Consider the following 24,519-nt stretch of genomic DNA (forward strand, 5'->3'; position numbering starts at 1 on the left):
CGTGTACGTCCCGAGATGCAAACAGGAATCGCTGACTGTGGAGCCGCATGTATATCAATGATACTGGGCTACTACGGGATCCGGAGAACGCTGAGTGAGATCACCGATGCGCTGGGTGCGGGGCGAGATGGGACAAGTGCGTTGTCCCTCGTGCGCACGTCACGGTCTTTCGGCCTTCACGTGAAGGCCGTCGGACGACCCGGTTCCGAAGTCATCGCCGCGAAAACCGGTTTCCCTGGAATCGCTCATTGGGACGGCAACCATTTTGTGGTGGTCGAGAATGCGGACTCACAGCGGGTCCGAATTGTCGACCCGGCGTCAGGCAGGAGGTCAATCGACCGGTCCGAATTCGAGGACCACTACAGCGGAGTTTATCTGGAGTACACCCGTGGGACCGCCCACAAAAGCGATCGGCGGGAGCGGGAATCGAAACCGCTCCTCTCGCGTGAGGTGATTTTCACTTACCTGCGGCGCCACAGGGGAACGCTCCTGACACTGTTACTCATGTCGGTACTGGTTCAGGCTGCCGGAATTTGCGTGCCGCTTCTGTCCGGCATGTTGGTTGATCGCGTCATTCCTGACCGTGATCAGTCCCTGCACTTGCTGGTACTGGTCGCGACGGCATTGGGGCTGACCGGATACCTCGTCCTTTGTTGGGTCCGGCTCGAAATGATGCTGCGTGTGCACCGCGTTCTCGATCGCCAGCTCACTGGTGCGGCGGTTGCTCATCTGCTCCGGCTTCCCCTGTCGTATTTCCTGAGCCGTGGGACCAGTGATGTCGTCCAGCGGATCGGATCTATTGTCGCGGTCCGAGAAATGTTGGGTGCGCAGGTGATCGCGGCGCTGTTCGACGGACCACTCGTGTTGGTGTACCTGTTCGTGGTCTTCGACCGGTCCTGGCAGTTAGGACTGACCCTCGTTGCTTGCATGTTCTTGCAAGTAGCGGCAATCGCGTTCGGCAACCGCCTCACCATTTTGAGAAGCAAGCAGGAATTGGCGACACGTGCGGCAGCCGACGGATTGTTGATCGAATCTGTGTCCGCGATTGAGACGGTGAAGGCATCGGGGCTTGAGGCGCAGATCGGGGCGAAATGGCTGAAGCTTTTCGATCGTTCACTTCAGCGGTCAATCGCATCCGCACGCATCGAATCATTCGTTCAAATTCTCGTGTCGTCGCTACAACTGACTGCACCCGCTGCGCTGATCTGGGTCGGCACGGCCCAAGTACTGGCCGGTTCGCAAACCTTGGGACAGATGATCGCCACCACCACTCTCTGCATCGCGGCACTGATCCCGACAGCTTCGCTGGCCGGCACCGCTCAGCGAATACAGATATCGTCTGCACACTTGTCCCGAATACGCGACATCCTCCATGCCCCCACCGAGAGCGCCGACGGCAACGTGATTGCACCTGAACTCGCGGGAAACATTTCACTACAAGACGTGTCGTTTCGCTACAGCGCAGAGAGCCCGTGGGTCCTCGAGAACATCGACCTTGACATCCCAGCGGGTAGCACAGTCGCACTGGTCGGGCGCTCCGGAGCAGGGAAGAGCACACTCGCTCGAGTCCTCCTCGGGCTGTTCCCGCCCACCGCAGGTTGTGTTCGTTTCGACGGCGTCGATGCATCACAATACGAAATCACCTCACTGCGAAAACAATTCGGCGTCGTGACACAGAACGCTGGACTCTTCACCGGCACGATCGCGGACAACATCGCACTATCCCAGCCCGGCGCTACCCGCACTGCGATCATGTCTGCCGCTAAAACCGCCGCCATCGAGGCGGACATCGTGCGAATGCCGATGGCATACGACACAGTCCTTCGCGAGGGAGACGGATTGTCGGGAGGACAGCGCCAACGGGTGGCCATTGCACGTGCCATTCTGCCGAATCCAGCGATACTCCTGCTGGACGAAGCAACAAATGCTCTCGACAGCGAAACCGAGAATGCTGTCGTGTCAAACATTGAGAAGCTCGGAATCACACGGATTGTCATCGCCCACCGACTCACTACGATCGTTTCAGCGGACCTTATTCTCGTTGTCCAGGATGGACGTATCACCGAGCGCGGTACTCACCGTGACCTTGTCGATCGCAACAGTCACTATGCGCAGCTGTTTCAGAGTGCAGCAGAGGCAGATGTTCGTTAGATTCCACCGTTCGCATCTGCCGCGAGGTCCCGTTTGCCGGTGCACACTCACGCCGGCACCGGCAAATGAGAAGTTCTTTGCAGCAAGGTATTCGACGCCTCGTCGACTCGATCAAATGAAGTCTTGTATCAGCAGTGTCGGGAGTTCATCATGTCCATACGATCGCGACTCACCTCTTTGTTCTTTGTGGTCAGCGCGCTCTCAATGATCGTTTCCCCATTTGCATTTGCGACAACAACGACCAGATGCGCTGAGACGATCACGTTTGCTGTCGATGGCACCAAAGGTGCTGGGACTGCGACAAGTATCGATCCCGCATCACCACTGAACAAGATCGCGGACCGATACCGGGACCAAACCCACAGAGTTGAGCACGTCGAGTACCCGGGCGGAATGATCAAAGGCATTGGGGGCTGGTCGGAAAGCTACGACCAATCGGTCGCAATCGGAATCTCCAGGCTCGAGGCGCGGATCGCCGAAGAAGAGTCAAACTGCGGGGGATCCTCGAATTTCGTTCTACTCGGATACTCGCAAGGTGCGAGGATTGTCGGGGACGTCGCGTCCAACATAGACAGCGGTCGCTTCGTTACGGAAAGCCGTGACCTTGCCAGCCGAGTGGTGGTGATCTTGTACGCAGATCCTCGGCAACCCGAGGCCGGAATTGAGGTCGCACTCGCCGGGGTTCGTTCTACAAGCGGGATCACCTTCACGGGCGAACGGCAACCATTCTCCGTAGTTCAAGTTACCTGGGTCTGTGCCCCGACAGACGGGGTGTGCGATGCACGGAAACCGCTGGGCGTCGATACGTTCATGGGCTATATGACCACGCACACCAACTATTGAACCGAATAGGCCAGTTGTGCTGTCGATCACGACGGAGGTGAGGGGCCATTGAGAAGGGCCTCGGCACTGACAGGTGGTCAAGTCTCAGTCCCCGGCGGACCGGCGCTGACGATTGCCGGGATCTCTTACGAACCTACGAACTGAGAGCGCCGCTTCGGAGGGCTGGAAATCGAAACTTCAGACGAGCAGGCAAGCATGAACCGCGCTTTCGGGGCCTCGAAGAACGGTGAATGCTGAGGATTGCGGGTCGACCACATGCGTGCCTGGCATAAGCGACGGAATTGGACTCATCGAACTATCTGTTACGACCGGTCTGTCTGGTATGAGTAACTGGCACCCACCGAGTAACGCGTGGGCAAAGACTAGAAGGACAGCGCAATGACGCAACAGGGGATCCACTCGACGATTCAGCAAACCCAAATCAGGAAGCAGGGGCCGTGGGGATTATGGTGGCTGACTGGCATAACTTTCGGAATCTACTACCTCGTCTGGTATGACCGCATCAACGGCGAACTTGCAAGCTTCACGGTCAATGAGCGCGAGGGTTGGACGCGTTGGTGGTCGCAGATCATCCCGTTCTACGGACTCGTCGGACTCTCCCGCACGGCGAAGCGTCTGAACCAAGCGCATGGGATCGCGAGTTCATCCGTGACGGTATCACCGGTCATGACGTGGCTTTGGGCGCCCGCGTGGTTTGGATCCCACACCCGCTATCTGCAGCGCCGGATCAACACTCTCGCGGATATCCAAGCGAGCCAACAGGCGTACCCGGCGTGAGGTTTCACATCGGAAACCAGCACTTGAAGTATGCGTCATCTGCTCAAGCACTGAATGCGAAACGTCCGAGTCGTGGTTGGCGCACGGACCGCGCGAAGTAGTATCACCGGTGCGCGTTTGCCTCGCCGGCTCGGCGCGCAAGGCCCGCCTCGGTGTTACTGACGAGCATCAGGCGGGCCACCTGAACTGCATGCCGCTATCCGTGACGGTTGGCGGCATGCACGGCCCGTCGGGGGCTGGCATCACAATGTCCGGCGGGCCGCCTATGGTCCAGTCGACGTCTGGTGTCATCCCCAATTTTTGGGGATGAATTGGGGATAGTTCAACACTCAAGTATCTGTGACTTCACGAAGACTGGTATCCGACACTCAGTGCACATATTCTGCCACTGCGACCGCCGGATTCAAGTCGAGTCCTGGTGTCGCACTGCCTCGCCGGGACGCAAGTCACTCTGTAGATCCGGCGAGGCGCCACGAATTGCGCGGCGATGGGAAATCAAGGGCTCATCGACGTGCACGGCCCGCCGCTCTGACGCATCCGGAGCGGCGGGCTACCGGGATCGATCCCATGCCGCGACTGGGGAGTTAATCGGCATGTCAGGTGTGTCGGGCTGGCCCATTTCCTCCAGCCCGGCGCATCGCCGAAAACGGCAACGAGTCTTGACCTCTCGACGCGATGAGGCTGGGGATACTTCCTCTATCAAATTTGCGCAGGCCCGAGGATGGCAACCAAATGTCGCCGCGACGAATCTGCGTGGGTCGATTCCGCTGCGCACTTGCGATCCGGTGACTGTGCGGAAGATCGGCGACGGTGTGATTTCTCCGTGACGCCTACCGGCGTACTTCTCACGTGAAGGGACCAGACAATAAATGTGGATAGTGGACCTCGGCAAGGCTTTGGAAATCGGAGGTCTGGCATTGGCGGCGAGAGGACTCTTCCTCGCATGGCGACACTCCGCTGATGGCGCTCATCTGTTTCCCGAATGGGTCCGCGACTTGAATCCGTTCCCCCGTCGACGAAGCGCCACCGTCCACGCCACGGCGGCCACTCTCGCAATAGGCACAGCGTCGGCGCTCGTGGAGGTCAGCGTTGATCCCAATCAACCATTGGCGCCCAGAGTGGCTGCGCTCGAAGCGAATCTGAACGCCGCGCGCAGAGACATTTTCGAACTCACATCCGAGCTACGCCAGCAGGCACACAAGTTCGAGGCTGAGCACAAGCGGATCGAGCGAACTCTACTTTCTGCATTGGCGGAAGAATCCCGGAAGCAGACCGGCCACGCGGTGATCGAGCTGCGGACAGCGGTTCTTGGACTCTCCTTGTCGGCATTTGGAGTCTTGATCCAACTTCCGCAATCCCTCGGGATGTAGGCGTTCTGTGCAGCCCAGTCTGAGTATTCACGCTCGGTAGGGGTCCGAGCCGGTAGTGCCGTCATATACGACTGCACGCGACGACGCACGAATTGACGTCACTTACCGCTTCCCAGACGGAGATGAGCGCCAGGTCGGCTGGGAGTACATCCGTCCCTCCGCCGGAAACGGCTGAGTTGGCGAGGACAACGCTCGCTGCCGGATCGTGCAGTTGGATCTGTGGAACTCGTTCTCGCGTGCCCACCATGCTTTGGTGCCTTCGATGCCGCCACTGAGGAACCTGGTCGTCGTAGTGGGACTGATCATCCGGTGTTGTTTGGATTGAACGCCGTCGAGGCTGCTGCGGATGCGACGACTCGAGAGGGTTGCGCTCGGTCCTCTAGCACCCCCATTTGCGTTGGATACACGTTAACTGATCACTGAATGGAGGAGGTTGTGTACCTGCCGTGTACCTGTCACAGGATTTGGGGCCCAAACAAGCGAAGTTCGTCTGCCCCAAAAAGGACTCTGAACTGCGGAGAATCTGTGGAGCCGATGACGGGAATCGAACCCGCGTATTCAGCTTGGGAAGCTGATGTTCTACCATTGAACTACATCGGCGTCGCAGCCGACCGGACGTGTTTTCACCGCCGATCAACGTGCTTTCCGAACATTATCAGACGAGCATTCGAGCAGACGTATCACTGGCCGTCGTTGAAGAGAAGGCGCGTGTCGAAGTCGGCACAATTGGTGGATCTTCGTCTAAAAGTTATGCGCGGGAAAGCCTGTCGGGATGGAGAACTCGCGACAGGTGGGGCTGGGCTCTGCCGTGGGAGTCCAGAACCCGCGCATCGTGTTCGGTAGCCACAGTGTGATCGCACCCATCGATGGGTCGGTACTGCCCGCAGAACCGGTAACCTCTACCTGTGCTGCTCTCCGATCGTGACATCCGTGCCGAAATCTCCGTTGGACGTCTGGGTATCGACCCTTTCGACGATTCCATGGTGCAACCGTCGAGCGTCGACGTGCGCCTGGATGGTCTGTTTCGGGTGTTCAACAACACGCGGTACACGCACATCGACCCGGCACTGCGCCAGGACGAGCTGACCAGCCTGGTCGAACCAGCAGAGGGCGAGCCGTTTGTGCTTCATCCCGGCGAGTTCGTTCTCGGTTCGACTCTCGAAGTGTGCTCACTGCCGAACGACCTGGCCGGCCGCCTCGAAGGTAAGTCGAGCCTCGGGCGCCTGGGCCTTTTGACGCACTCCACTGCCGGCTTCATCGACCCGGGTTTCAGTGGCCACATCACACTGGAGCTGTCCAACGTCGCAAACCTGCCGATCACGCTGTGGCCGGGAATGAAGATCGGGCAGCTCTGCCTGCTCAAGCTGTCGAGCGCTGCAGAGTTCCCCTACGGAAGCTCCGAGGCCGGATCCAAGTACCAGGGTCAGCGCGGCCCGACTCCGTCGAAGGCGTACCTGAACTTCAACCGCAGCTGAACGAACCAACTTCGGGGGGAGTCGCATGATCGGAATTTTCTACGGTCTGGTGTTCATGAACTTGTTGTTCGTGACCAGCACCGTGTGCTTGATGAAGCCGTCGAAGGCCAGTGTTGTTGCGACCGTCTGCGCAGGAGTGGCGTGGCTCTTCTTCAACGGCCCGCTGGAAGGTCAGGTCTTGTGGTCGTTGAATCGAGAACACGGTCTGACGGTCTCGGATCTGATGTCGCTTGTTGCCTTCGGCATCGCCGCTCGTGGTTGGAATCAGGTCCGTAAGGTCCGCGAAACCGTCGACGCCGATCGTTACTGACCTGCGAGCTCACCTCAATTGAACGCCACGATTCGGGCAGAAGTTTCGACCTGGAGCACAACGGTCGGCGAATCGGGCACAATTACTGAGTATGTGGTGGATTGTCGGAGGCGTACTACTCGTATGGGTCGTGTGTTCCATTCCGATTGCCATCCTGGTCGGACGCGGTATCGCGCGCCGGGACCGCGCAGAATTCGACGGCCGAAATCAACAGTGGGCCGACGAGGTTGTCAGGTCGATAGAGAAGCAATCGGATCAGGACAATGCCGATCGGCGTAAGCCACCACTGATCAGCTGACCAGCTGAACTTTTCCGGAGGTGAGTGGGCGTGGAACTTCCATCCGATACTCCCGACGACGTCGTGGCCGCAGCCGCCGGAGGACCCAGGATTCCGCAGTTCGATCCCACAGTCGGGATTCCGGTAGTTCCGCCTGCGGGAGATGCTCCACACCGGTTGGTGGTCATCGGCGACTCGCTGTCGCAGGGATTTCAGAGCGGGGCGGTCTTCAATACCGATCTGTCGTATCCGTCGATCATTGCTCACCAGTTGGGCTGGCTCGAGCGGTTCCGCTTTCCCCGATACGGCGGTCCGGGCGGGCTCCCACTCAACATCGAACTGCTGCTCCGCACCCTCGAAGAGCGCTTCGGCCCACGGCTCGACCTCTGGGAGGTTCCGCTCGCACTCTTTGCTGCACGCGGGTTCATGGATCAGGTGGAGGACTACTGGGAGCGTGGGCCGGGCAGCGTGGCGCCGACGTTCTCGGCGATCAATCACAACCTTTCGGTCTACGGGTGGGATCTTCGTGACGCTCTGACCAAGACCGCGCATGGGTGTGAGGCAGCCCTGCACGAACCGCACGACGACCTGATCAGCCAGATCGTCGAGAACAACGGCGAACGCGCCGCACTGAGAGTTCTGCCGCGAGGCTCCGAGGCAGAGAAGCGCATGACGGCGTTCGACGCGGCAGCGGAACTGGGCAAGGAAGGCATCGAAACTCTGATCGTCTTTCTCGGGGCCAACAATGCGCTCCGCACCGTCACCGAACTCCGAGTCGAGTGGAGCGGCAACAACTTCCGTGACCCGGACGGCAAGCGCGAATACACGGTGTGGCAGCCCGAGCACTTCGCGTCGGAGTACGCCGAGGTGCTGGCCGCGATCCGCAAGATCAACGCCCAGCACGTCATCCTCTGCACCGTCCCACACGTGACCATCGCACCGATCGCCCACGGGCTCGGCGGCAAGATCGAAATCGGATCCCGCTATTTCCCGTACTACGCGCGACCGTGGGTGCGCGACACAGACTTCGACCCACAGCGCGATCAACACATCACCGGCGCGCAGGCGTGGGCCGTCGATACCGCAATCGATGTGTACAACGACGGAATCGAGCAAGCCGTCGCGAATGCCCGTCGGGTGGGGAAGGACTGGTACCTCTGCGATATTGCCGGGTTGCTCGAGCGCGTGGCCTCACGGCGCTACGTCACCGACGTCAATGCGCGGCCGTCATGGTGGACGCCGTACCCCCTCCCCAAAGCACTGACCGACTTGCAACCCGTGCCGGACTCGCTGTTCCTCTCCGCCGACGGTCGCGGCGGCCGCGCATCGGGCGGCCTCTTCTCGCTCGACGGCGTTCATCCCACGACAGTCGCGTACGGGGTGATGGCGCAAGAACTGGCGAACATCATGGTCACGGCCGGGGTCCAGTTCGACCGCGCCCAGGTCGATTTCGACCGACTCGTCCGACGCGACACCTTGGTGCGCACTCCGCCGCAGAATCTCGATTCCACGCTCGGCGTCATCGGCTGGGCCGACGAGCATCTCGGCTTTGCCAAACGTGTGTTCGGCCTCTGATTTTCAGCTTGCCTTCGACATCGTCGGTGCAACGATGCGTTCCGCGTACTCCCGCAACAGCACGACCAGGTCTACGTCGTCGACGGAAAGTCTGCCGGTCGGACCTATCGCAGCCAAGGCACCGACGACACACCTTTCCGCGTCGTGGATCGGGACGGCGACGGCGGAGCGTCCGACACGAATCTCGTCGACCTCACGGGCGGGCTCGCCGCGCCGGATCCGAGAGAGTTCGAGTTCCAACTGGTCGCCGTCGGTGATGGTGTGTGCAGTGACCTTTCGCAATGGGGCCTCGGCCAATTCGGGTCGGCTGGCGAGGAGCAGCTTCCCGATAGCCGACGCGTGAACGGCTGTGACCAGCGTCCGTTCGCCGCTGAGCTCGTGGTCTGGATCGCGATCGACCAGTCGAATTCTGTTTTCTGCAAACGACGCGAGGTAGACGCCGAACCGTAGCTGTTCGCGAAGTTCTTCGAGGAGCACCGAATTGTCGACGGGGGTGGGTTCGGCGGCAGCCCCGGCCAATTCACGGGTGCGTCGGCCCAGCGCGAAGCCGGAGAGGTCGGCGATCCGAACCAGGTAACCGTCGGCGACAAGGATGTTGAGCAACCGATACGCAGTGGCAGGTGGGATGTCGGCCAGGGCTGCAATGTCTTTGGCGGTGGCTCCCGATCCGAGCCTGGCCGCCGACTCGAGGAGGGCAAGGGCGCGCTGAACCGCTCGGGGTTCGTGCCCACCGAGGTCGCGTGGTCGGCCCACCATCAGCGGGCGCCGGCAGTCGGCTCGCCCACCAGCACGATGTTTCCGGCTGCGTCGGTGGCGAACACCCCAGCTCCTGGTAGTACGTCCTCGGTTTCGGGACTGTCGAACGCGCCGACGTGCAGCAGGCTCTTGGGGCTTCGGCGTCGCAGGTAGAACTGCCAGAGCGTGCCCGAGGTCAGGATCACGAGCACAGCGATCGGTGCAACGTACGCATGGTCGATCGTGTTGGCGTAAACGAGGTAACCGAGAACTATCGCACCGGCACCACTTCCACACGACGCGGCTGCGAGAACGCCGGGAGTGTGCTCTCCGATACGCGTCAGGAAGACAACCGATGCGATCGCCACCAGTGCATAGGCAACGATGACGGCACCGCGAACCGTCAGTCGAACGTCGTCGAAAATCTCTCCGCGCCCGAGAACGGCAAAGGTTCCGCCGCCCAGCAGGACGGTGCAGACCACGGTAGTCAATGCGAAGTAGGGCGTACGGAAGGCACTGTGAACCGAGGCGAACCGGCGGGGGAGTAGGCGTTCGACGCCGAACGAGTAGACCAGTCGCGACGCAGCATTGGACGACGCCATCGACGACGCCAGCCACGAGCACCCCAGACCGACGTTGAGCGCGATGACGACACCTGGACTCACACCCGTCGCTGTTCCGTGGAGATAGGCGTTGACGAGGGTGTCGCTACGTCCCGACCAAGCGGCCCAGCCCGCAAAGATGAAGAGCGATCCACAGATGATCGGGGTGAGAAGGACTGTGCGGGTGACGGTTACCAGCGGACGACGAGCTTCGGGGCCGAAGAAGGCCGCGCTCTCGAATCCGGCGAGAGCGAACACGGCAGCCAGGGCGGTGAGTAACAGCCCGTGGCCGGAGGTGGGCGGAACGATCTGTGCTTGTTGGCTTCCGGAACCGCCTAGAATCATGAGCCCGACGATGAACAGAAGTGAACAGCTTTCGACGACGAGGATCGCGAGAGCAGCAAATCTGACACTTCGAACGAGGGCACCGAGAATCAGCAGGGCTATCCCCAGATAGAGCGCGATGACGTGAAAAGTCCTGTCCACGTGCACACCCGCGAAGCCGAGCAAAGCGATTGCGGCCTGTCCTCCGTGATAGAGCGTCATCACCGCGCTGCCGACGTACTTGACCAGCATGGCGATGCCGGTGGTCAATGCTGCCCGGGTGCCCAGGCCACGAAAGACGAAGCTGTGCAGCCCGCCCGATGCTGCCATTCGGCGCGTGAACTGCGAAACGCAGAAAGCGATGAGCGTCACCAGCACGGTGGCCGCGATGATGGTGATCATCCCGCTCAACAATCGGCCGTGTGTCAGCATGGTGACGGGCAGAACGACCATCGACACAGCAGGGGCGGTGGTTGCCACCGACTGGGCCAGCACTTCGGCGCCCGAGAGTTGCCGACGGCCCAACGCGCGCAGCGGTGATCGCGCCGGGGGCTGCTTCTCGCGCGTGGTGAAGGACCGCGCGATAGCTTCGGTGAGAGCGGACATGTCGCGTCACGCTAGTCCGGTTCTGTAACGCGGATATTGCGGACATGCTTCCGCTGATCGCACTCGGGTGAGAGAGCCCGATGCTGATGCTCGCAGGTTTCTCACTCGGTCCCCACTGACTGTTTCCTGCGCGTCAAGTTCCGGACCCAACGCTCCTGAAGTCTGTGTTCAACACCAACCACCCGGGTCACCGGGAGCACACTGGGGAGCTCGAATGCCATACACACGTAGATCTTTCATGCGCAGTCTGGGAATCACCGGCGGCGCCGGCCTGGCACTCGGTGCTATGTCGTCCATCGGCCTGGCGCCGGCGGTGGCGTCGACGCCGAGGCGATTTCAGGCACCTGCCGCGGGTGACCTGATCGGAAAGGTCAAGGGAAATCACTCCGTCGTGATCCTCGGCGGTGGACCGTCCGGTCTGTGCTCCGCCTACGAACTGCAGAAGGCCGGATACAAGGTCACTGTCCTCGAAGCGCGCAACCGGCCGGGTGGTCGGGTGTGGTCGATCCGCAACGGCACCGAAGAAACCGACCTGAACGGTGAGACACAGACCTGTACGTTCTCCGAGGGGCACTTCTACAACCTCGGTGCGACGCGTATTCCGCAAAATCACAACACCATCGACTACTGCCGCGAACTGGGCGTCGAACTGCAGATGTTCGGAAACCAGAATGCGAACACCTTCGTCAACTACACCGGCAACAAGCCGCTGGCGAATCAGTCGATCACCTACCGAGCAGCCAAAGCCGACACCTACGGATACATGTCCGAGCTGCTGCAGAAGGCCACCAATCAGGGCGCTCTCGACCAGGTCTTGAGCAAGGAAGACAAAGAAGCACTCTCGTCCTTCCTCACCGACTTCGGTGATCTCTCCAGCGACGGCCGCTACGTCGGATCCTCGCGTCGAGGACACTCCGCCGAGCCGGGCGCCGGCCTCAACTTCGGAACCGAGATCGAACCATTCGGGATGAGCGATGTCATCCAGGGCGGCATCGGACGTGCATTCTCCTTCGAGTTCGGTTACGACCAGGCCATGACGATGATGACCCCCGTCGGCGGCATGGACCGGATCTACTACAAGTTCCAGGACGCGATCGGGATGGACAACATCGAGTTCGGCGCCGAGGTCAGCGGCATGAAGAACGTGCCGGAAGGCGTCACCGTCGACTACGTCGTCGATGGCAAAACCAAGTCGATCACCGCCGACTACGCAATCTGCACGATCCCACCGCACCTGATCAAGCGGCTGAACAACAACCTGCCCTCCGACATCCTGCTCGCGTTGGATGCAGCCAAGCCGTCGTCGTCGGGCAAGCTCGGTATCGAATACTCGCGTCGGAGGTGGGAGACGGAGGACCGCATCTACGGAGGCGCGTCGAACACCGACCGCGACATCTCCCAGATCATGTTCCCCTACGACCACTACAACTCCGACCGCGGCGTCGTGGTCGCGTACTACAGCTCGGGTAAGCGTCAACAGGCTTTCGAATCGCTCACCCACCGTCAGCGGCTGGCAAAGGCCATCGCCGAAGGCGCAGAAATCCACGGCGACAAATACACTCGCGACATCTCGTCGTCCTTCTCCGGAAGCTGGCGTCGCACCAAGTATTCGGAATCCGCCTGGGCATCATGGGCCGGCGCGGGAGATTCCCACGGCGGCATGGCAACTCCCGAGTACACCAAGCTGCTCGAACCCGTCGACCGGATCTACTTCGCCGGCGATCACCTCTCCAACGCCATCGCCTGGCAGCACGGGGCCTTCACGTCCGCGCAGGACGTCGTCACCCATCTGCATCAGCGTGTTGCGCAAACTGCCTGACGTGCTTCGTTTTCCATCACTTTCTCTGGAGGTCACATCATGAAATCTCGCAGCACCAAGGTCCTTGCAGCGGCATTCGCCGCCACCGCGCTACTGGGCTTCGCCACGGCCTGCTCGTCCGATGAGGCGGACGCCGAGACCACATCGAGTTCGTTCGTCTCCAAATCGATTCTCGAAGCGGGGCAGGCAAACCCGATGATCGCTCAGGGTGTCGCGATCGGCGGCGACACCGCGATCTACAAGACCAGCGGCATCGGCCCGTCGGCAGGAAACAAGGCGGCGCCGGAAGGTTCGCCGGAGTCGTACATCGACGGCCAGTTCTCCGGCGGAGTTCTGCCTGCCGGGGTCACCGTCACCGAGGCGCAGGGCATCAACGTACTCAAGAAGATCCGCGACAACCTCGAAGCCCAGGGATTGAGTCTCGAAGACGTCGTGACGATGCGCGTCTTCCTGGACAACGCGCCGGGGTCGGACAAGGCCGACTACACAGGATGGAATCGCGCGTACCGTCAGTTCTTCGCCAATACCAATCTCGACACCGGTGATACGGAGCTGGTGCCGATGGGCACTGCCGAGCCGATCGCTCCGATCGAGCGCAACAGCGCTCGGCCCACCCGCTTCGCCCTCGAGGTTGCCGGACTGCCCGTTGCCGGTTGGCTCGTCGAGGTAGAGGTCGACGCGGTGTACCCCGATGGCAAGGAACCCGCCTGATGGGCGCGCTCAGCCCGACCCACTGGGCAATCGTCGCAGTAGTGCTCGTGGTGCTGTTCGGTTCGAAGAAGCTGCCCGACGCGGCCCGCGGCCTTGGCAGGTCGATGCGGATCCTCAAGACCGAAGTCGGTGAACTGCACTCGGATACGGACCTCGCGTTGGAGAAGCGAGACTGACCCCTGTGCGCGGTTGAGGAGTCCCCACACTCCTCAACCGCGCACAGGTCTTCTAGATCAGACCTTCGGAACGCGCTACCGATGGTGGTGACGGCGGACCCTTCACGAAGACATCGATCAGCACGTCCTCGTCCTGGTACGACGCGAACTGCGCCAACCCCGGTGTCTGGCGCACAGCCGAATGAACGGCGTCACCGTTCTGCGGATACTCCGGTACGACGTGACGCCAATGGGCGCACAGCAGCGTTCCACCAGTCTCGAGATGCTCGACGACGTGCAGCATTGCCTCGATCAGCTTTTCGAAGGTCAGGTAGTAGCCGACCTCGCTGATGACGACGAGGTCGAAAGTCTCGTCGGGCCAGTCGTCACCCAACGCCCACAGACGAAATTCGGCATCACGTCCGGTAAGCCGCGCACGGGCGCTCTCGAGTGCGGCCGGGACGATGTCGGTGGCGAGAACGCTGTCGCAGCGCTCTGCCAACTTCTCGGTGAGAACCCCGATCGAGCATCCTGGTTCGAATGCGCGACGGTATCGAGGTTTGGGGAGCATCGCGGCGCTGAGCGCGTACTTTCGCTGCTCGTACCACCGGGATTCGAAGTCCCACGGATCGGATTGCGCCGCATACATCTTGGCGAAGTAGTCCGCGGGAAGCTCACGATCGGTCATACGAACACCGTTTCGTACGGTCGCAGTAGTCGTTCCATCGCATGTCGGGGGAGGATGGGTGCATCCGCGGGATGGTCGGAAAGCGGGGCGATCTGTGAAGTGAACTCATTGGCAGCAGCGGATTTTGCAGCCTGAACGTCGGAGGGCAAGGCCACTCTTCTGGCCCTTTCCCACGGGACTGCTGCATGATCCGGCTCAGCCCAATGCCACGCCCAGATGGGGTACTCGATCAATCGTGATCCAGTGTCCGCGCAGGCCTTCGCCGCTGCCTCCCCGGTGGCTTCATGGTCGGGGTGGCCGTCCCCGCGCCATGTCGAGGCGCACCAGGTACCCGTCGAGGAATCACCGAGAATCGAGCTGAGACGGTCGGTCAACTCCTGTCGGTTCTCCCTGATCTTCCCGTCGGGAAGGCTCAATCGAACCGGTGCGGGAATTCCGAGTACACGCGCTGCTCGATCCGACTCGGACCGCCTGAGATGTTCCATCTCAGGCTGAGTCACTGTTGGTGAATCGGGATGTGAGGCTCCACCGTCGGTGACAGACACCACGTGAACGTCGATGCCGGAAAGCGTTGCGAGAAGAGCAGTTCCACCCAGTCCGAGTATTTCGTCGTCGGGATGGGGAGCGACGACGATCAATCGCGAGCACCCGGTGAGATCCAGTTCCGGAAAGCTGCGTCCCCACTCCTGCCATGTCGATTCGGGAGTGCCGCCATCGTCGACAGGCTTCTGCGCGAACAGTTTCGAGTTCACCACGGCCGTTTCCCCTTGGCCGCAATCCGGCCCAGTTCGGCGAGATCCTTCTCGGCGTGGCTCTGCCGCAAGTAGACGGTGAGGTCGGCTACCCGCGCGGCATGCTCGGCGTCCATGCAGAGCGGTGCGGCGCCGAGAGCGCGTCCCACCCGATCCAGGGTCTCGGTGGCGGCGCGCTCGACAATTGCCCGCACACGGAGTGCCCGCTGCATGGCCTCGGCATTTTCGTCGAAAGGATCGGCGTCGATCTCCGCCGCCGCGACTGCGAGCGCGTTGCGCGCTGCGGCCAGCGCCGCATCGACCGCGCCGAGGTGGGCGAGTAGGTAGGGATCGTCGCTGCTTGCAGCCTTGTCGTACAACGGATCTGCAACGCCGCAGGCACCGCCGTACCAACATGCAGCCACGCCTATCGCGCCGTGCCAGAACCCCGGCCTACTCAGGTAGTCGCCTGCCGTCCCGACCGGTATCGCCGGAACCATGTCGAAGTCGACCGCGCTGGAGTCGCTTTCGGCCATACCGACGGCCTTCCACGAATCGGGAACGGGATGCACCCCAGGTGGTCCGAGCTCAACTGCGAAGAGTGAGGGTACTCCGTCGACCAAGGCGGTGATCAGTGCATGCGTGCAGGTGTTGGCACCGGAACACCACAATTTGCGGCCGGTGAGCGTCCAGATCCCTACGTGCTCAGACGCATTCACCACAGGTTCGGGTGGCTCGGCCGCCCACACTCCCCACAGCTGCCCGGGTTCGGGATCCGGCCCGTCGAGTTCGGTGAGTATCGCGACGGCATCGGTGTGAGCCTCAGCCATCCGCCCGAGAACCACATTCTCGCGCGTGAGCTCTGCCAGGGAGGTCCACCGCGCGGCTGTCGCGCCGCCGCCGGGAAGCGGCAAGTACAGTCCACCTGCGTCCAGGAGTGTGTGTAGTCGTTTCATCGTGCCAGCTCCGCTTCTTCGTTATCGGCGGTCGTACAACCCAGGTTACGGATATGACCGGCAAAGCCGCCCGGAGTTCGGCCGTCGAGACGCGCAGACGTGGTGACCGCAATGTCCTCTGCCCACGCGATACAGGCGCCAGCCTCGCTCAACCGCCGGACGAGATCGACGTCCTCGTCTTCTTCGAGATCGGAGAATCCTCCGACGCTCCAGTACATATCCGCGCGGACACCGAGGTTGGCCCCGTGGACGTGACCGTGTCGACCATATGGATGTGCGTGGTACATACGTTCGTATCGTTCACGAACGGAGTGTGGATGGCCTTCCCAATCCGCGATGCGTACGGTTCCCGCGACGACGTCCGCAGTACGCGCATACTCCAATTGGCGCGCAATCCAGGTGGGGCCGACCACCGAATCTGCATCGGTGGTGGTGAACCACGCCGAAGCTCCCAACTCTCGGCCGAACTCGGAAAAGCCCGTCGCTCGCGAACGTCCGACGTTCTGGTGCTCGACGCGGAGTACTTCGACCCCGTCGGGGATGACACCGGCGGTTCCGTCCGAACAGTTGTCGAGGACGGCAACCAGTCGGACGGGGACAACGCAAGCCGACGCCGCTGTTGCGAGTGCGCGAAGGCAATTGGGGAGGTCTTCGGCTTCGTTGTGGGCGGGAACTACGACAAGAACCTGGTCGATTGGCACAGTGACGATCCTTTCCTCACCCTGGTACGGTCGGGTCTTCTTTCGTCCCGGTTCTCAACAGATAACCACATTTCGGACGAGTGCCGCCGCTCGACCGCCAGCAGTCACGCAGGTCGAAAACTGTTTCGGTGAAACATCTCTGGATGCGTTTGGGAACTGTGACTTCGGGGTACAAGACGAGGTTTTGCGACTGTGCTTTAAGGTGCAAAACGGGGTTTTGCACCGAAGAATCTTCAGAGCCGGCGGTGGCGCACCGAATCGATGAGCATCCGGGCAACCTCGTGCAGTTTCACGTTGGTGTTCTGCGATTGCTGCACAAGACGGCTGAATGCTTCCTCGGCGTCGATGCCGTGGACGGCGATCAGGACACCTTTGGCTTGTTCGATCTCGGCCCGAGATTCCATGGCGCAGTGCAACTGTTCGATGTGCTCGTGTGCTTGACGCCAGCGTCGTGAATCTGCGATCGCCGCGCCCGCACCGGCGGTGAACAATTTCATCAACTCTTCGTCGAAGGCCTTGAACTCTGTCGAGGCGAATCCGTAGACGTTGAAAGCACCGAGCAGTTCGGTGTTCCCTTCGCCCATGGTGATCGGCACGGACAAGTAGGACCGGACGCCTTGTTTGCGGGCTTCGTCGGTGAATTCCGGCCATTCGTCGACGTGATCACCCACCTTTGCCCGAACCGAGGACACCGTGCGCGCGGCGTCAACGCACGGACCACGATCAGCGGAGTGCTGGGCGTCATCTATCTCGGAAAGGTAGTCCGCGGTGGACGCAGCAGTTCGTGGGCCATCGGTGGACAACACAGTCACGCTGACAGCATCGGCGTCAGGCAGTGCTTTGACCGCGGTCTCGGCCAGACGTTGGAGCATGGAGTCGAGATGCTCGTCCGTGTTCAGATTGGACCGGAGTCCGGCAATCGCTTCGGCGAGTGTGTCGAGCGAATCTGCCGCGGAAGCAAACGCCGCGGCTACCTGAGGAGCGTCCGCATTGCCTGTCATGACTCAGGTCTACTCCGCAATCTGCGACGATGTAACCGTTCCGGGCAGTCGATGCTGCGATGTTCGCATGAAATCCGAGGTTCCTGGGTAGCCACACGCAGCGATGTGCGATGTCGCCTGAAAAAGAGGAGCCGATGATGATCCTGCGTCTACCTGGTGTGTATCGACCGCAACACGACACGTCGTTACTGGCGGATGCGTTGCTGTTCGAGCACCTCACCGCTCGCAGCCGGGTCCTGGATCTGTGCACGGGGACCGGCGCCCTCGCCGTCGCGGCATCGGCGGCTGGTGCAGGCCACGTCGTCGCGGTCGACATATCTCGCCGAGCGTGCGCCAATGCTCGTCTCAACGGAATCCTCAACGGAACCCTTATCGATTCCCGTCGCGGCGACCTCACCGAGGCGGTACACGGCGAACTCTTCGATCTGGTGATCTCCAACCCGCCGTACGTCCCTGCACTGGCAGACGATCTACCTACCACTGGAATCGAACGGGCTTGGGACGCAGGCAAGGACGGACGCGCCCTCATCGACAGGATCGCGGCCACCGTTCACGAAGTACTCGTCCCCGGCGGCACACTACTTCTTCTGCAGTCGGTACTGTGTGGGGTCGACAAGACCGAGGCGATACTCGAGGAACACGGTATGGCCGTGGAGATCTCGGCCCGGAAGTACATTCCCTTCGGGCCCGTGATGCGCGAGAGGCGCACTATGCTCGAGGCACGAGGGTTGATCACCACCGGTCAGGAAATCGAACAACTCGTGATCATTCGCGCAACGAAGTCTCGCCCTTCTCCCAACTCGATGTGAGGTGATCGCCGAGAAGGTCGTCGAACGCGAGGCATGTTGCAGCGCCGAACAAGATGTCATCGGTGCGGTGCGGCTGCGAAGAAGCAAGACCGCCGGCAAGTTCCCGAACGGCGATCTGTTCGTGAACGGAATCCGCTTCCACGTGCTCGTCGTAGAACAGTGTCGCGTCCGAACCGAATCCGAGTCGGCGCAAGCCGGCACTGTACCGTTTGCTCGGCAGCGCCGACGTGGTCTCGACGGCGCACAGGTGCCCGACCAGCGCTCCGAGATGTCGGCGATGAAAACCGAAGAGCGAGAGAGCATTCAACGACGCCAAGGTTACCGCGGGAACTGCGTCGATGTAGTGGCCGTAGCGGTCCGAAAGGCCGACAGCCCGCATGGTGTCGGCAAAAAGACGCGAATGCATTCGCTCTGCGCTGCCCCCTCCGTACTCGTCGCTCTGCACTTCGACGAGGGCTGCTTTGACGGCACCGGAGAGGCGCGAAATTCCAAGGGTGTGCACATCCGCTTCGCGCAGCTGATTGAGCGAACGGTGAATCAGCACCTCCGCGAACTGATCGATTGTGGCGTCCTTCGCCATAAAGGACGCCAGCCCGGGGCCTGCACTGGGAGCCGTCATCGCCCACAAATCGGCTACGACGTCACCGGACGACGGAACCTTTCCCACGAGTTCCACGATGGCGGCCTCGAAATGCGTCTCGAGACGCGACCTCGCCGCGAGCAGGTCCAGATTCCACTCCCACGCGTCCGAGACGTTCTCGATTCCCTGCAAATGAAGCTCGTAGAGGAGCGTCAGAGTCAACTGAGCGTCGTCGTCTCGAAGAATGTCGTAGGTGGGGTCGATGGACTGTGCAACCTCGTACGCGTCAGCGGCAGCCGTAAGCTCCCTCGGATCGGCCGAGGAGCGCAGAATGGAAACGAGAGTGGCGCTCAGTGGGCCGCGAGCCTGTGGAACAGGCATGGAAGTGGGCACGCCAGTGGCCGAATCGAGAAGTGAAGAGGACATATGACCGCGTTTCCCGAATCGTCATCTGCCGAAACACCGAGTGTTGCCGGTAACAACACCACCATAACCGCCTGCTCGGACGGCCCGCTGCTGGTGCGTGGTGACTTCGAGTTGCTCCGTGACGACGGCACTCCGATAGAGAACAAGCGCTCTACGGTTGCTTTGTGTCGATGCGGGCGGACCGGCATTGCGCCGTTCTGCGACAGCTCCCACAAGAAGAAGCGGGCGCGAGCGACGTAACCGGGGCCAACTCGGAACGAGCCGGACCCGTAAACCAAGACGGCCCTGAAACCAAGAAAAGGCTGGATGCCGGCACCGTGCGGTGCAGCGTCCAGCCTTTTCAGTCTGAAGTCAGACTGGGATCGAACTCAGATGGCGCGAACGTTCTGAGCCTGGGGGCCCTTCTGGCCCTGTCCGATCTCGAACTCGACCTTCTGGCCCTCGTCGAGGGACTTGTAGCCGCTGCCCTGGATCTCCGAGTAGTGAACGAACACATCCGGTCCGCCACCTTCCTGCTCGATGAATCCGAAGCCCTTTTCACCGTTGAACCACTTGACACTGCCCTGAGCCATAACCAAATTCTCCTGGATCCATCGAGCCGAGCCCTCCCATCGAGAGTCCGGTCTCACACCTGATCCTGCCATGCTCTTCTTTTTCTGTCTCCAATTACATGCATGGCGAGTTGCAGTATTTGACGGGTTTGTCCCGTTCCGGGACCACGTCGGAAGCAGGTGATTGTTCAACTATGCGCGTTTACCTGCTGTGATGTATTCGTCGCTTCGATGTAGCGCGAAATGACAACACCTGTGTTAAATCTGGATTCGCGGCGCAGAATGCCACCCCGATACCCAGGAGGGGACCAAATACCCAACTCGATCGGGGTCGAGATCAGTCCGAATCGTCGGGTTTGGTGTGCCCGTCGAACGTCACATGGATGTTCTCGTGGGGAACCGCGCGTTGGGCTTTTGCTTGATCGGCGAAGGTACGCCGATCGCCTTCGATGAGTTCGGTGTTGTCGGTGAACGGAGCCAACAACGCCCGCGGATGGAGTTTGTCGACTCGCACGACGTTGATTTCCGCGCACATGACGATCGCGGCGGCAGCGAGGAACAAGAAGGCCAACAAACCCAGAACGATGGCAAAGACGCCATTGGTGGTCGAGGCACCCCGCACCACGGAGGTCACGTAGAGGGCACCGAAGGACTGAAGTGCTTGCCAGAGAACAGCAGCGGCGATCGCTCCAGGCGCCACATCGGCTACCGAGAGCGGGCGGGCGCAGGTGAGCCGGAAAGCGACGATGAAGATGCCTGCATTCAAGACGACTACCGCAAGGGTCAACAGGAAGCTGAACGAACCGCCCAGATGAAGCGCACCGCCGATGTTGGAGACAGCGGTGGTCCCCAAGATCGCGAGACCGATGGTGCCCAGGAGCAGTAACCCTTGAAGACGCCCGCGGATGGGATCCGGTCGCATGTTTCGGGGCACCGACCACACCGTGTTCATCGCATTCTGGCAAGCCAGAGCGACACCGAGGCCACCGTAGAGACCACCGACGATTCCGATCACCAGCCCTGTGACACCGCCGCCGATCTGTTGCGCATTGCCCAGATCGTCACCGATCACCGGAAACTGATGCAGAGCGGAGTCCAAGATCTGTTGCTGAAGCTCGGGGTTGCCAGAGAGCACGAAGCCGAGAATGGTCGAGAGCAACAGAAGAAGAGGGAAGAGCGAGACGAAGCCGTAGTACGCGATCAGCGCGGCGAGATAAACACCTTGATCGTCGAGGAACTTGTAGAGGACCGCTATCGGGAACCCCAGGGCCGGATGCTTCTGTTGCAAGGCATCGAGGCGCTTGGCGATTGTCATTCTCGGTCTCTCTCAGCTCGTCGGACAGCCCGACGAACCTTAGTCGCTGCGAGCGCGCGGCGCTCGACGCCGGTGCAGGCTTGGCGTCAGGAGGCTTCGAGTGACTTTTCTGCTTCGGCGAGCGCGCGCATTGCTCCCTCGACAGAGTTGGCGACCGGAAATTCCTCTTCCGCCCGTGCGGCCCGAAGCAAGCGTCGAAGCGGGTGTGACCCGATGACGGACCACTGGAAGTCGTGCGCTCGTGAACGGGAGTTCAGTTCGGCGAACAGTTCGAGACAGACCGCACCGACGAACAGTGAGTTGGACAGGTCGAGAATGACGCGGGACCACTCCGCAGCGTACGAGTTGAGAAGTTCTCTCAGTTCTGGGGCGGACAGTTTATCGAGGTCGACGTCGACCTGGATCAGGACTGTCGAGGGTGCTATCCGCCAGGCCGCGAAGCCTTGTGTGTCCACGATCGGACCCAATTGTGTTGAGGGATCGACGAAATCGATCGCTGTGTGGTCGAGTTCATTCAGATTCATGGCAGATCCGGTCTGTGTGCTTTTCGTCGAAAGGCTGACGACCGACCTGGCGGCACGGAAAGTGGAAGAGTCCAGGTGTGGAAAGCATTGAGCCCAATGGATGTACGCAGGAAGTTGTGACCTGAATCCAGAGTCCTGATGCGAACCGAGCGCCAGCGGCTTCAGCCCCGGCTGTATTCTCAACCTCGGTATCGCTCAGTGTAGCTCGAGGGCTTGGATCGGTCCAGGCTTGTAGTCGAACATTAAGCGGTGCAATGTTTTTGGCTCGACACTTCGGTATGGTTGGGGATCAGCGCCACCTGACGAAGGGATTTCAGATGAACGACCGCGATGCACTCACGGCCATCTCGACCAAGCTCGACACACTGATCGGCGCGGAGACCAACGGTCTGCAGGACGAGGTTCCGCCCGGTTCCAGTGTTCAGCGCACCGAGCAGGACGGCGAGCACGGCCGGTGGGGGCACGATTACCGCCTCGCCAACAAGTATCTCGAGGCTCTCGACATCGGCCAGCCCGGGCTCATTGACCGAGACGAGATGGAACGTCTTGCGCAGGAATACATCTGATCCTGGGGACCTACTTCAGAAGATTTCACCCATCTCGGTGCGCAGCTGCTTCAGTGTCTGAGTGAGGATTCTGGATACATGCATCTGAGAGATGCCGATCTTTTCGGCAATCTGGGACTGGGTGAGATGACCGAAGAATCTGAGAACCACGATCGTGCGCTCGCGCTCCGGTAGTGCAAGGAGCGCGGGTCGCAGGGTTTCGTGATTGTCGATCCGACTGATCGCTTCGTCGTACTGTCCCAAAGTATCGATCAGAGTCAGTCCGCTCCCGTCGCCGGCTGACGCGGTGTCGAGCGGTGTGGTTCGATATGAATTTCCGGCGGTCAACCCCTGTTCGACCTCGTCCGGCTCGATGTCGAGCTCCGTCGCAAGTTCCGCTACCGTCGGTGCACGGCCGAGCGTCTGCGACAACGACGTGAGCGCCCGGTTGAGGGCGAGATGCCGTTCCTGAAGGCTGCGAGGTACGCGTACGGACCAGCCGTGATCGCGAAAATGCTTGCGCACCTCACCCATTACGGTGGGGACTGCGAACGACAGGAAATCCGATCCTTTGTCTACGTCGAATCGCTGCACAGCCTGTACCAACCCCACGCGCGCAACTTGTTCCAAGTCCTCGAAAGGCTGGCCGCGCCCCTGGTAGCGACGTGCAACGTGGGTGGCGAGCGGTAGGCACAGTTCGATGATCGAGTTGGTGATCTTTTCTCGGGTCGGGTCATCCGGCGGAAGCGAGGCCATCGAGACGAACAATTCGACAGCTAGTTCGTACTGGTCCTTCTTGTCCGGTGGTACAGCCTTGTCCGGTGGGACAGTATCGTCCGGTGGGACAGCGGTCACGCACGCTCCTGGAGCAAGCCCTTTTCAAGCGTCATCGTCAGGGTGATGTGACCGTCCGCGTCGATTTCCGATTGCTCCAAACGGACCGAGTCGACCAGTGCTTCGAGAACGAACCATCCGAAGCTGTGGGACTTGTCGGGTATTTCGGAGTGCGCGATCACCGACACGACGATCCGAAGAGTGCGACCGTAGGTCTCGAATCGGCAGGTCAAGTCGCTGGACGGTATCGCATGGCCGATGAGGATGCTCGCGACTTCGTCCATCGCCAGAGCAAGGTCGGCTGTCCCGTCGACGTCCAATCCGGTGTTGTTGGCAACCGTGCGGGTGATTCCGCGCAGAGTCGGCAGTTGGGAGTACGACGCTCGGACGCGGAGCGAGGCAATGGAGTCGTGAGTAAGTTCGGCTTCGGTCGGACTCGACAGAGGAATCAAGGGGCTTCCTGTAGGTAGATGTGGCGTAATTCCGGCGGACCGAGGCAAGGAACGGTACCGGCCATGCGTGCCAGCCATCTCTACCCCGGAAGTATTCATGGCCTTCGATTACCCTTCGCCCGGCGAAGTAATCCTCTTTACCCGAACTAGAGGATGAATTGTGAGACACATCACCTGTGGTGCGCTCGTACCGAATCCCATCTTTCATTTGTGACCCGTTCGGGTACGTCCGTTTCATGGGCACTCAGGCGGACAGGCAAATCCCCGTACACGCACGACCGGAAGGCGTCACGGACGACGAGGTGAAGGCAGCGGGGGTGTTGTCGAACGCCCTCGAAACGGTGGAGCGGGCGCGAGGCGCTCTGTACGACTTCCATCAGCTGATCGGACATGCAGATCTGATGCTCGACGAGGTCGTAGAGCTACTGCGAACCAGCGGTAACGACGAGCTGGCCGATCAGGTCGAGAAAGAGTTGATGGGCCGGAACGTGGTCGAAGGGCGCTGGACCTTCCAGCTGGTCGAGGAGTTCGACGAAAACTACTGGTCCTTCTTTCGCGAATGCGAACAGGTGGTGCGTGACAAGCTGGCCGGTGGAGTGCCGCACCTCTTCGAAGCCGAGATGAAGGAGCGACGCCGCACGCACGGTTTACGACATCACGAGGCCAGGCCCTGAGG

General features: G+C 60.9%; 29 protein-coding genes and 1 tRNA gene. 15 read left to right on the plus strand and 15 right to left on the minus strand.

Annotated elements, in window-relative coordinates; all coding sequences use genetic code 11:
• Positions 1–15: 15 nt before the first annotated feature.
• From H7C86_RS28450 to H7C86_RS28465, 4 genes are all read left to right on the plus strand, one after another.
• Positions 16–2,151 (plus strand): peptidase domain-containing ABC transporter, encoded by a 2,136-nt coding sequence (locus tag H7C86_RS28450; RefSeq protein WP_397517274.1) that lies wholly within the window; start codon positions 16–18, stop codon positions 2,149–2,151.
• A 204-nt stretch (positions 2,152–2,355) separates the two neighbouring features.
• Positions 2,356–2,994, plus strand: coding sequence for a PE-PPE domain-containing protein (locus tag H7C86_RS28455; protein ID WP_182262700.1), 639 nt, complete (start codon positions 2,356–2,358; stop codon positions 2,992–2,994).
• A 378-nt stretch (positions 2,995–3,372) separates the two neighbouring features.
• Positions 3,373–3,771 (plus strand): hypothetical protein, encoded by a 399-nt coding sequence (locus tag H7C86_RS28460; protein ID WP_182262701.1) that lies wholly within the window; start codon positions 3,373–3,375, stop codon positions 3,769–3,771.
• An 869-nt stretch (positions 3,772–4,640) separates the two neighbouring features.
• Positions 4,641–5,141, plus strand: a complete 501-nt coding sequence (locus H7C86_RS28465) for a hypothetical protein (RefSeq protein WP_182262702.1) — start codon at positions 4,641–4,643, stop codon at positions 5,139–5,141.
• Positions 5,142–5,202: 61 nt separating this feature from the next.
• Here the strand turns inward: H7C86_RS28465 and H7C86_RS28470 are convergent, their stop codons facing one another.
• Positions 5,203–5,388, minus strand: coding sequence for a hypothetical protein (locus H7C86_RS28470; RefSeq protein ID WP_182262703.1), 186 nt, complete (start codon positions 5,386–5,388; stop codon positions 5,203–5,205).
• A gap of 279 nt (positions 5,389–5,667) precedes the next feature.
• A tRNA-Gly gene (locus H7C86_RS28475) sits at positions 5,668–5,741 on the minus strand.
• A gap of 305 nt (positions 5,742–6,046) precedes the next feature.
• On the opposite strand from H7C86_RS28475, the gene dcd reads away from it, so the two are divergent.
• From dcd to H7C86_RS28495, 4 genes are all read left to right on the plus strand, one after another.
• Positions 6,047–6,616: a dCTP deaminase gene (gene dcd, locus H7C86_RS28480; protein WP_019747488.1), complete on the plus strand. Its 570-nt coding sequence runs from the start codon at positions 6,047–6,049 to the stop codon at positions 6,614–6,616.
• Positions 6,617–6,641: 25 nt separating this feature from the next.
• A complete protein-coding gene (locus H7C86_RS28485) occupies positions 6,642–6,926 on the plus strand; it encodes a hypothetical protein (protein WP_019747487.1) in 285 nt (94 codons plus the stop codon).
• Between the two features lie 91 nt (positions 6,927–7,017).
• Positions 7,018–7,224, plus strand: a complete 207-nt coding sequence (locus H7C86_RS28490; protein WP_019747486.1) for a hypothetical protein — start codon at positions 7,018–7,020, stop codon at positions 7,222–7,224.
• A 30-nt stretch (positions 7,225–7,254) separates the two neighbouring features.
• Positions 7,255–8,778, plus strand: coding sequence for a hypothetical protein (locus H7C86_RS28495; RefSeq protein ID WP_141487664.1), 1,524 nt, complete (start codon positions 7,255–7,257; stop codon positions 8,776–8,778).
• A 3-nt stretch (positions 8,779–8,781) separates the two neighbouring features.
• On the opposite strand, the gene H7C86_RS28500 is transcribed toward H7C86_RS28495, so the two are convergent.
• A complete protein-coding gene (locus tag H7C86_RS28500) occupies positions 8,782–9,534 on the minus strand; it encodes an IclR family transcriptional regulator (protein WP_021333867.1) in 753 nt (250 codons plus the stop codon).
• Positions 9,534–11,045 (minus strand): APC family permease, encoded by a 1,512-nt coding sequence (locus tag H7C86_RS28505; RefSeq protein ID WP_141487663.1) that lies wholly within the window; start codon positions 11,043–11,045, stop codon positions 9,534–9,536. The genes H7C86_RS28500 and H7C86_RS28505 overlap by 1 nt, the downstream gene beginning before the upstream one ends.
• 238 nt (positions 11,046–11,283) lie before the next feature.
• Between H7C86_RS28505 and H7C86_RS28510 the strand changes: the two genes are divergently transcribed.
• The 3 genes from H7C86_RS28510 to tatA are packed head-to-tail and all read left to right on the plus strand — an operon-like array spanning position 11,284 to position 13,751.
• Positions 11,284–12,864 carry an FAD-dependent oxidoreductase gene (locus H7C86_RS28510; protein ID WP_182262709.1) on the plus strand — a complete coding sequence of 527 codons (1,581 nt, stop codon included), beginning with the start codon at positions 11,284–11,286 and terminating at the stop codon, positions 12,862–12,864.
• A gap of 39 nt (positions 12,865–12,903) precedes the next feature.
• The gene (locus H7C86_RS28515; protein WP_020968713.1) at positions 12,904–13,575 is read left to right on the plus strand and encodes a Rid family hydrolase; all 672 of its coding nucleotides are present in this window, start codon (positions 12,904–12,906) and stop codon (positions 13,573–13,575) included.
• Positions 13,575–13,751: a Sec-independent protein translocase subunit TatA gene (gene tatA / locus H7C86_RS28520; RefSeq protein ID WP_019747480.1), complete on the plus strand. Its 177-nt coding sequence runs from the start codon at positions 13,575–13,577 to the stop codon at positions 13,749–13,751. The genes H7C86_RS28515 and tatA overlap by 1 nt, the downstream gene beginning before the upstream one ends.
• A 52-nt stretch (positions 13,752–13,803) precedes the next feature.
• Here tatA and H7C86_RS28525 read toward each other — a convergent pair whose 3' ends face one another.
• From H7C86_RS28525 to H7C86_RS28545, 5 genes are all read right to left on the minus strand, one after another.
• Positions 13,804–14,418, minus strand: a complete 615-nt coding sequence (locus H7C86_RS28525) for a bifunctional 2-polyprenyl-6-hydroxyphenol methylase/3-demethylubiquinol 3-O-methyltransferase UbiG (RefSeq protein ID WP_141487662.1) — start codon at positions 14,416–14,418, stop codon at positions 13,804–13,806.
• Positions 14,415–15,173, minus strand: coding sequence for a PIG-L deacetylase family protein (locus tag H7C86_RS28530; RefSeq protein WP_030535919.1), 759 nt, complete (start codon positions 15,171–15,173; stop codon positions 14,415–14,417). The genes H7C86_RS28525 and H7C86_RS28530 overlap by 4 nt, the downstream gene beginning before the upstream one ends.
• Positions 15,167–16,105: an acyl-CoA dehydrogenase gene (locus tag H7C86_RS28535; protein WP_182262704.1), complete on the minus strand. Its 939-nt coding sequence runs from the start codon at positions 16,103–16,105 to the stop codon at positions 15,167–15,169. Before H7C86_RS28535 ends, H7C86_RS28530 begins: the two co-directional genes overlap by 7 nt.
• Positions 16,102–16,806, minus strand: coding sequence for a glycosyltransferase family 2 protein (locus H7C86_RS28540; protein ID WP_021343174.1), 705 nt, complete (start codon positions 16,804–16,806; stop codon positions 16,102–16,104). The genes H7C86_RS28535 and H7C86_RS28540 overlap by 4 nt, the downstream gene beginning before the upstream one ends.
• Before the next feature lie 233 nt (positions 16,807–17,039).
• The gene (locus H7C86_RS28545; protein WP_020906539.1) at positions 17,040–17,807 is read right to left on the minus strand and encodes a GAF and ANTAR domain-containing protein; all 768 of its coding nucleotides are present in this window, start codon (positions 17,805–17,807) and stop codon (positions 17,040–17,042) included.
• Between the two features lie 110 nt (positions 17,808–17,917).
• On the opposite strand from H7C86_RS28545, the gene H7C86_RS28550 reads away from it, so the two are divergent.
• Positions 17,918–18,616 (plus strand): HemK2/MTQ2 family protein methyltransferase, encoded by a 699-nt coding sequence (locus H7C86_RS28550; RefSeq protein WP_037277350.1) that lies wholly within the window; start codon positions 17,918–17,920, stop codon positions 18,614–18,616.
• Here H7C86_RS28550 and H7C86_RS28555 read toward each other — a convergent pair.
• Positions 18,573–19,622: an iron-containing redox enzyme family protein gene (locus H7C86_RS28555; RefSeq protein ID WP_020968719.1), complete on the minus strand. Its 1,050-nt coding sequence runs from the start codon at positions 19,620–19,622 to the stop codon at positions 18,573–18,575. The genes H7C86_RS28550 and H7C86_RS28555 overlap by 44 nt on opposite strands.
• Between H7C86_RS28555 and H7C86_RS28560 the strand changes: the two genes are divergently transcribed.
• The gene (locus tag H7C86_RS28560) at positions 19,623–19,862 is read left to right on the plus strand and encodes a CDGSH iron-sulfur domain-containing protein (protein ID WP_019747472.1); all 240 of its coding nucleotides are present in this window, start codon (positions 19,623–19,625) and stop codon (positions 19,860–19,862) included.
• Between the two features lie 128 nt (positions 19,863–19,990).
• Here H7C86_RS28560 and H7C86_RS28565 read toward each other — a convergent pair whose 3' ends face one another.
• From H7C86_RS28565 to H7C86_RS28575, 3 genes are all read right to left on the minus strand, one after another.
• A complete protein-coding gene (locus H7C86_RS28565; RefSeq protein WP_003943666.1) occupies positions 19,991–20,194 on the minus strand; it encodes a cold-shock protein in 204 nt (67 codons plus the stop codon).
• A gap of 316 nt (positions 20,195–20,510) precedes the next feature.
• Entirely contained in the window at positions 20,511–21,488 is a 978-nt protein-coding gene (locus H7C86_RS28570) for a YihY/virulence factor BrkB family protein (protein WP_020968720.1), read from the minus strand.
• A gap of 86 nt (positions 21,489–21,574) precedes the next feature.
• Positions 21,575–22,012, minus strand: a complete 438-nt coding sequence (locus H7C86_RS28575; protein ID WP_141487661.1) for an STAS domain-containing protein — start codon at positions 22,010–22,012, stop codon at positions 21,575–21,577.
• A gap of 317 nt (positions 22,013–22,329) precedes the next feature.
• Between H7C86_RS28575 and H7C86_RS28580 the strand changes: the two genes are divergently transcribed.
• Entirely contained in the window at positions 22,330–22,578 is a 249-nt protein-coding gene (locus H7C86_RS28580) for a hypothetical protein (protein WP_020968722.1), read from the plus strand.
• Between the two features lie 15 nt (positions 22,579–22,593).
• Here the strand turns inward: H7C86_RS28580 and H7C86_RS28585 are convergent, their stop codons facing one another.
• Both H7C86_RS28585 and H7C86_RS28590 read right to left on the minus strand, forming a co-directional pair.
• Positions 22,594–23,313: a SigB/SigF/SigG family RNA polymerase sigma factor gene (locus H7C86_RS28585; protein ID WP_223258034.1), complete on the minus strand. Its 720-nt coding sequence runs from the start codon at positions 23,311–23,313 to the stop codon at positions 22,594–22,596.
• A 95-nt stretch (positions 23,314–23,408) separates the two neighbouring features.
• Positions 23,409–23,843, minus strand: a complete 435-nt coding sequence (locus H7C86_RS28590; RefSeq protein WP_019747468.1) for an anti-sigma factor — start codon at positions 23,841–23,843, stop codon at positions 23,409–23,411.
• Between the two features lie 236 nt (positions 23,844–24,079).
• Here H7C86_RS28590 and H7C86_RS28595 point away from each other — a divergent pair, with 236 nt between their 5' ends.
• Positions 24,080–24,517, plus strand: a complete 438-nt coding sequence (locus tag H7C86_RS28595; protein ID WP_029254688.1) for a hypothetical protein — start codon at positions 24,080–24,082, stop codon at positions 24,515–24,517.
• Positions 24,518–24,519: the final 2 nt, after the last annotated feature.

Source organism: Rhodococcus sp. UFZ-B548 (genome assembly GCF_903819475.1).
GTDB lineage: Bacteria > Actinomycetota > Actinomycetes > Mycobacteriales > Mycobacteriaceae > Rhodococcus_F > Rhodococcus_F erythropolis.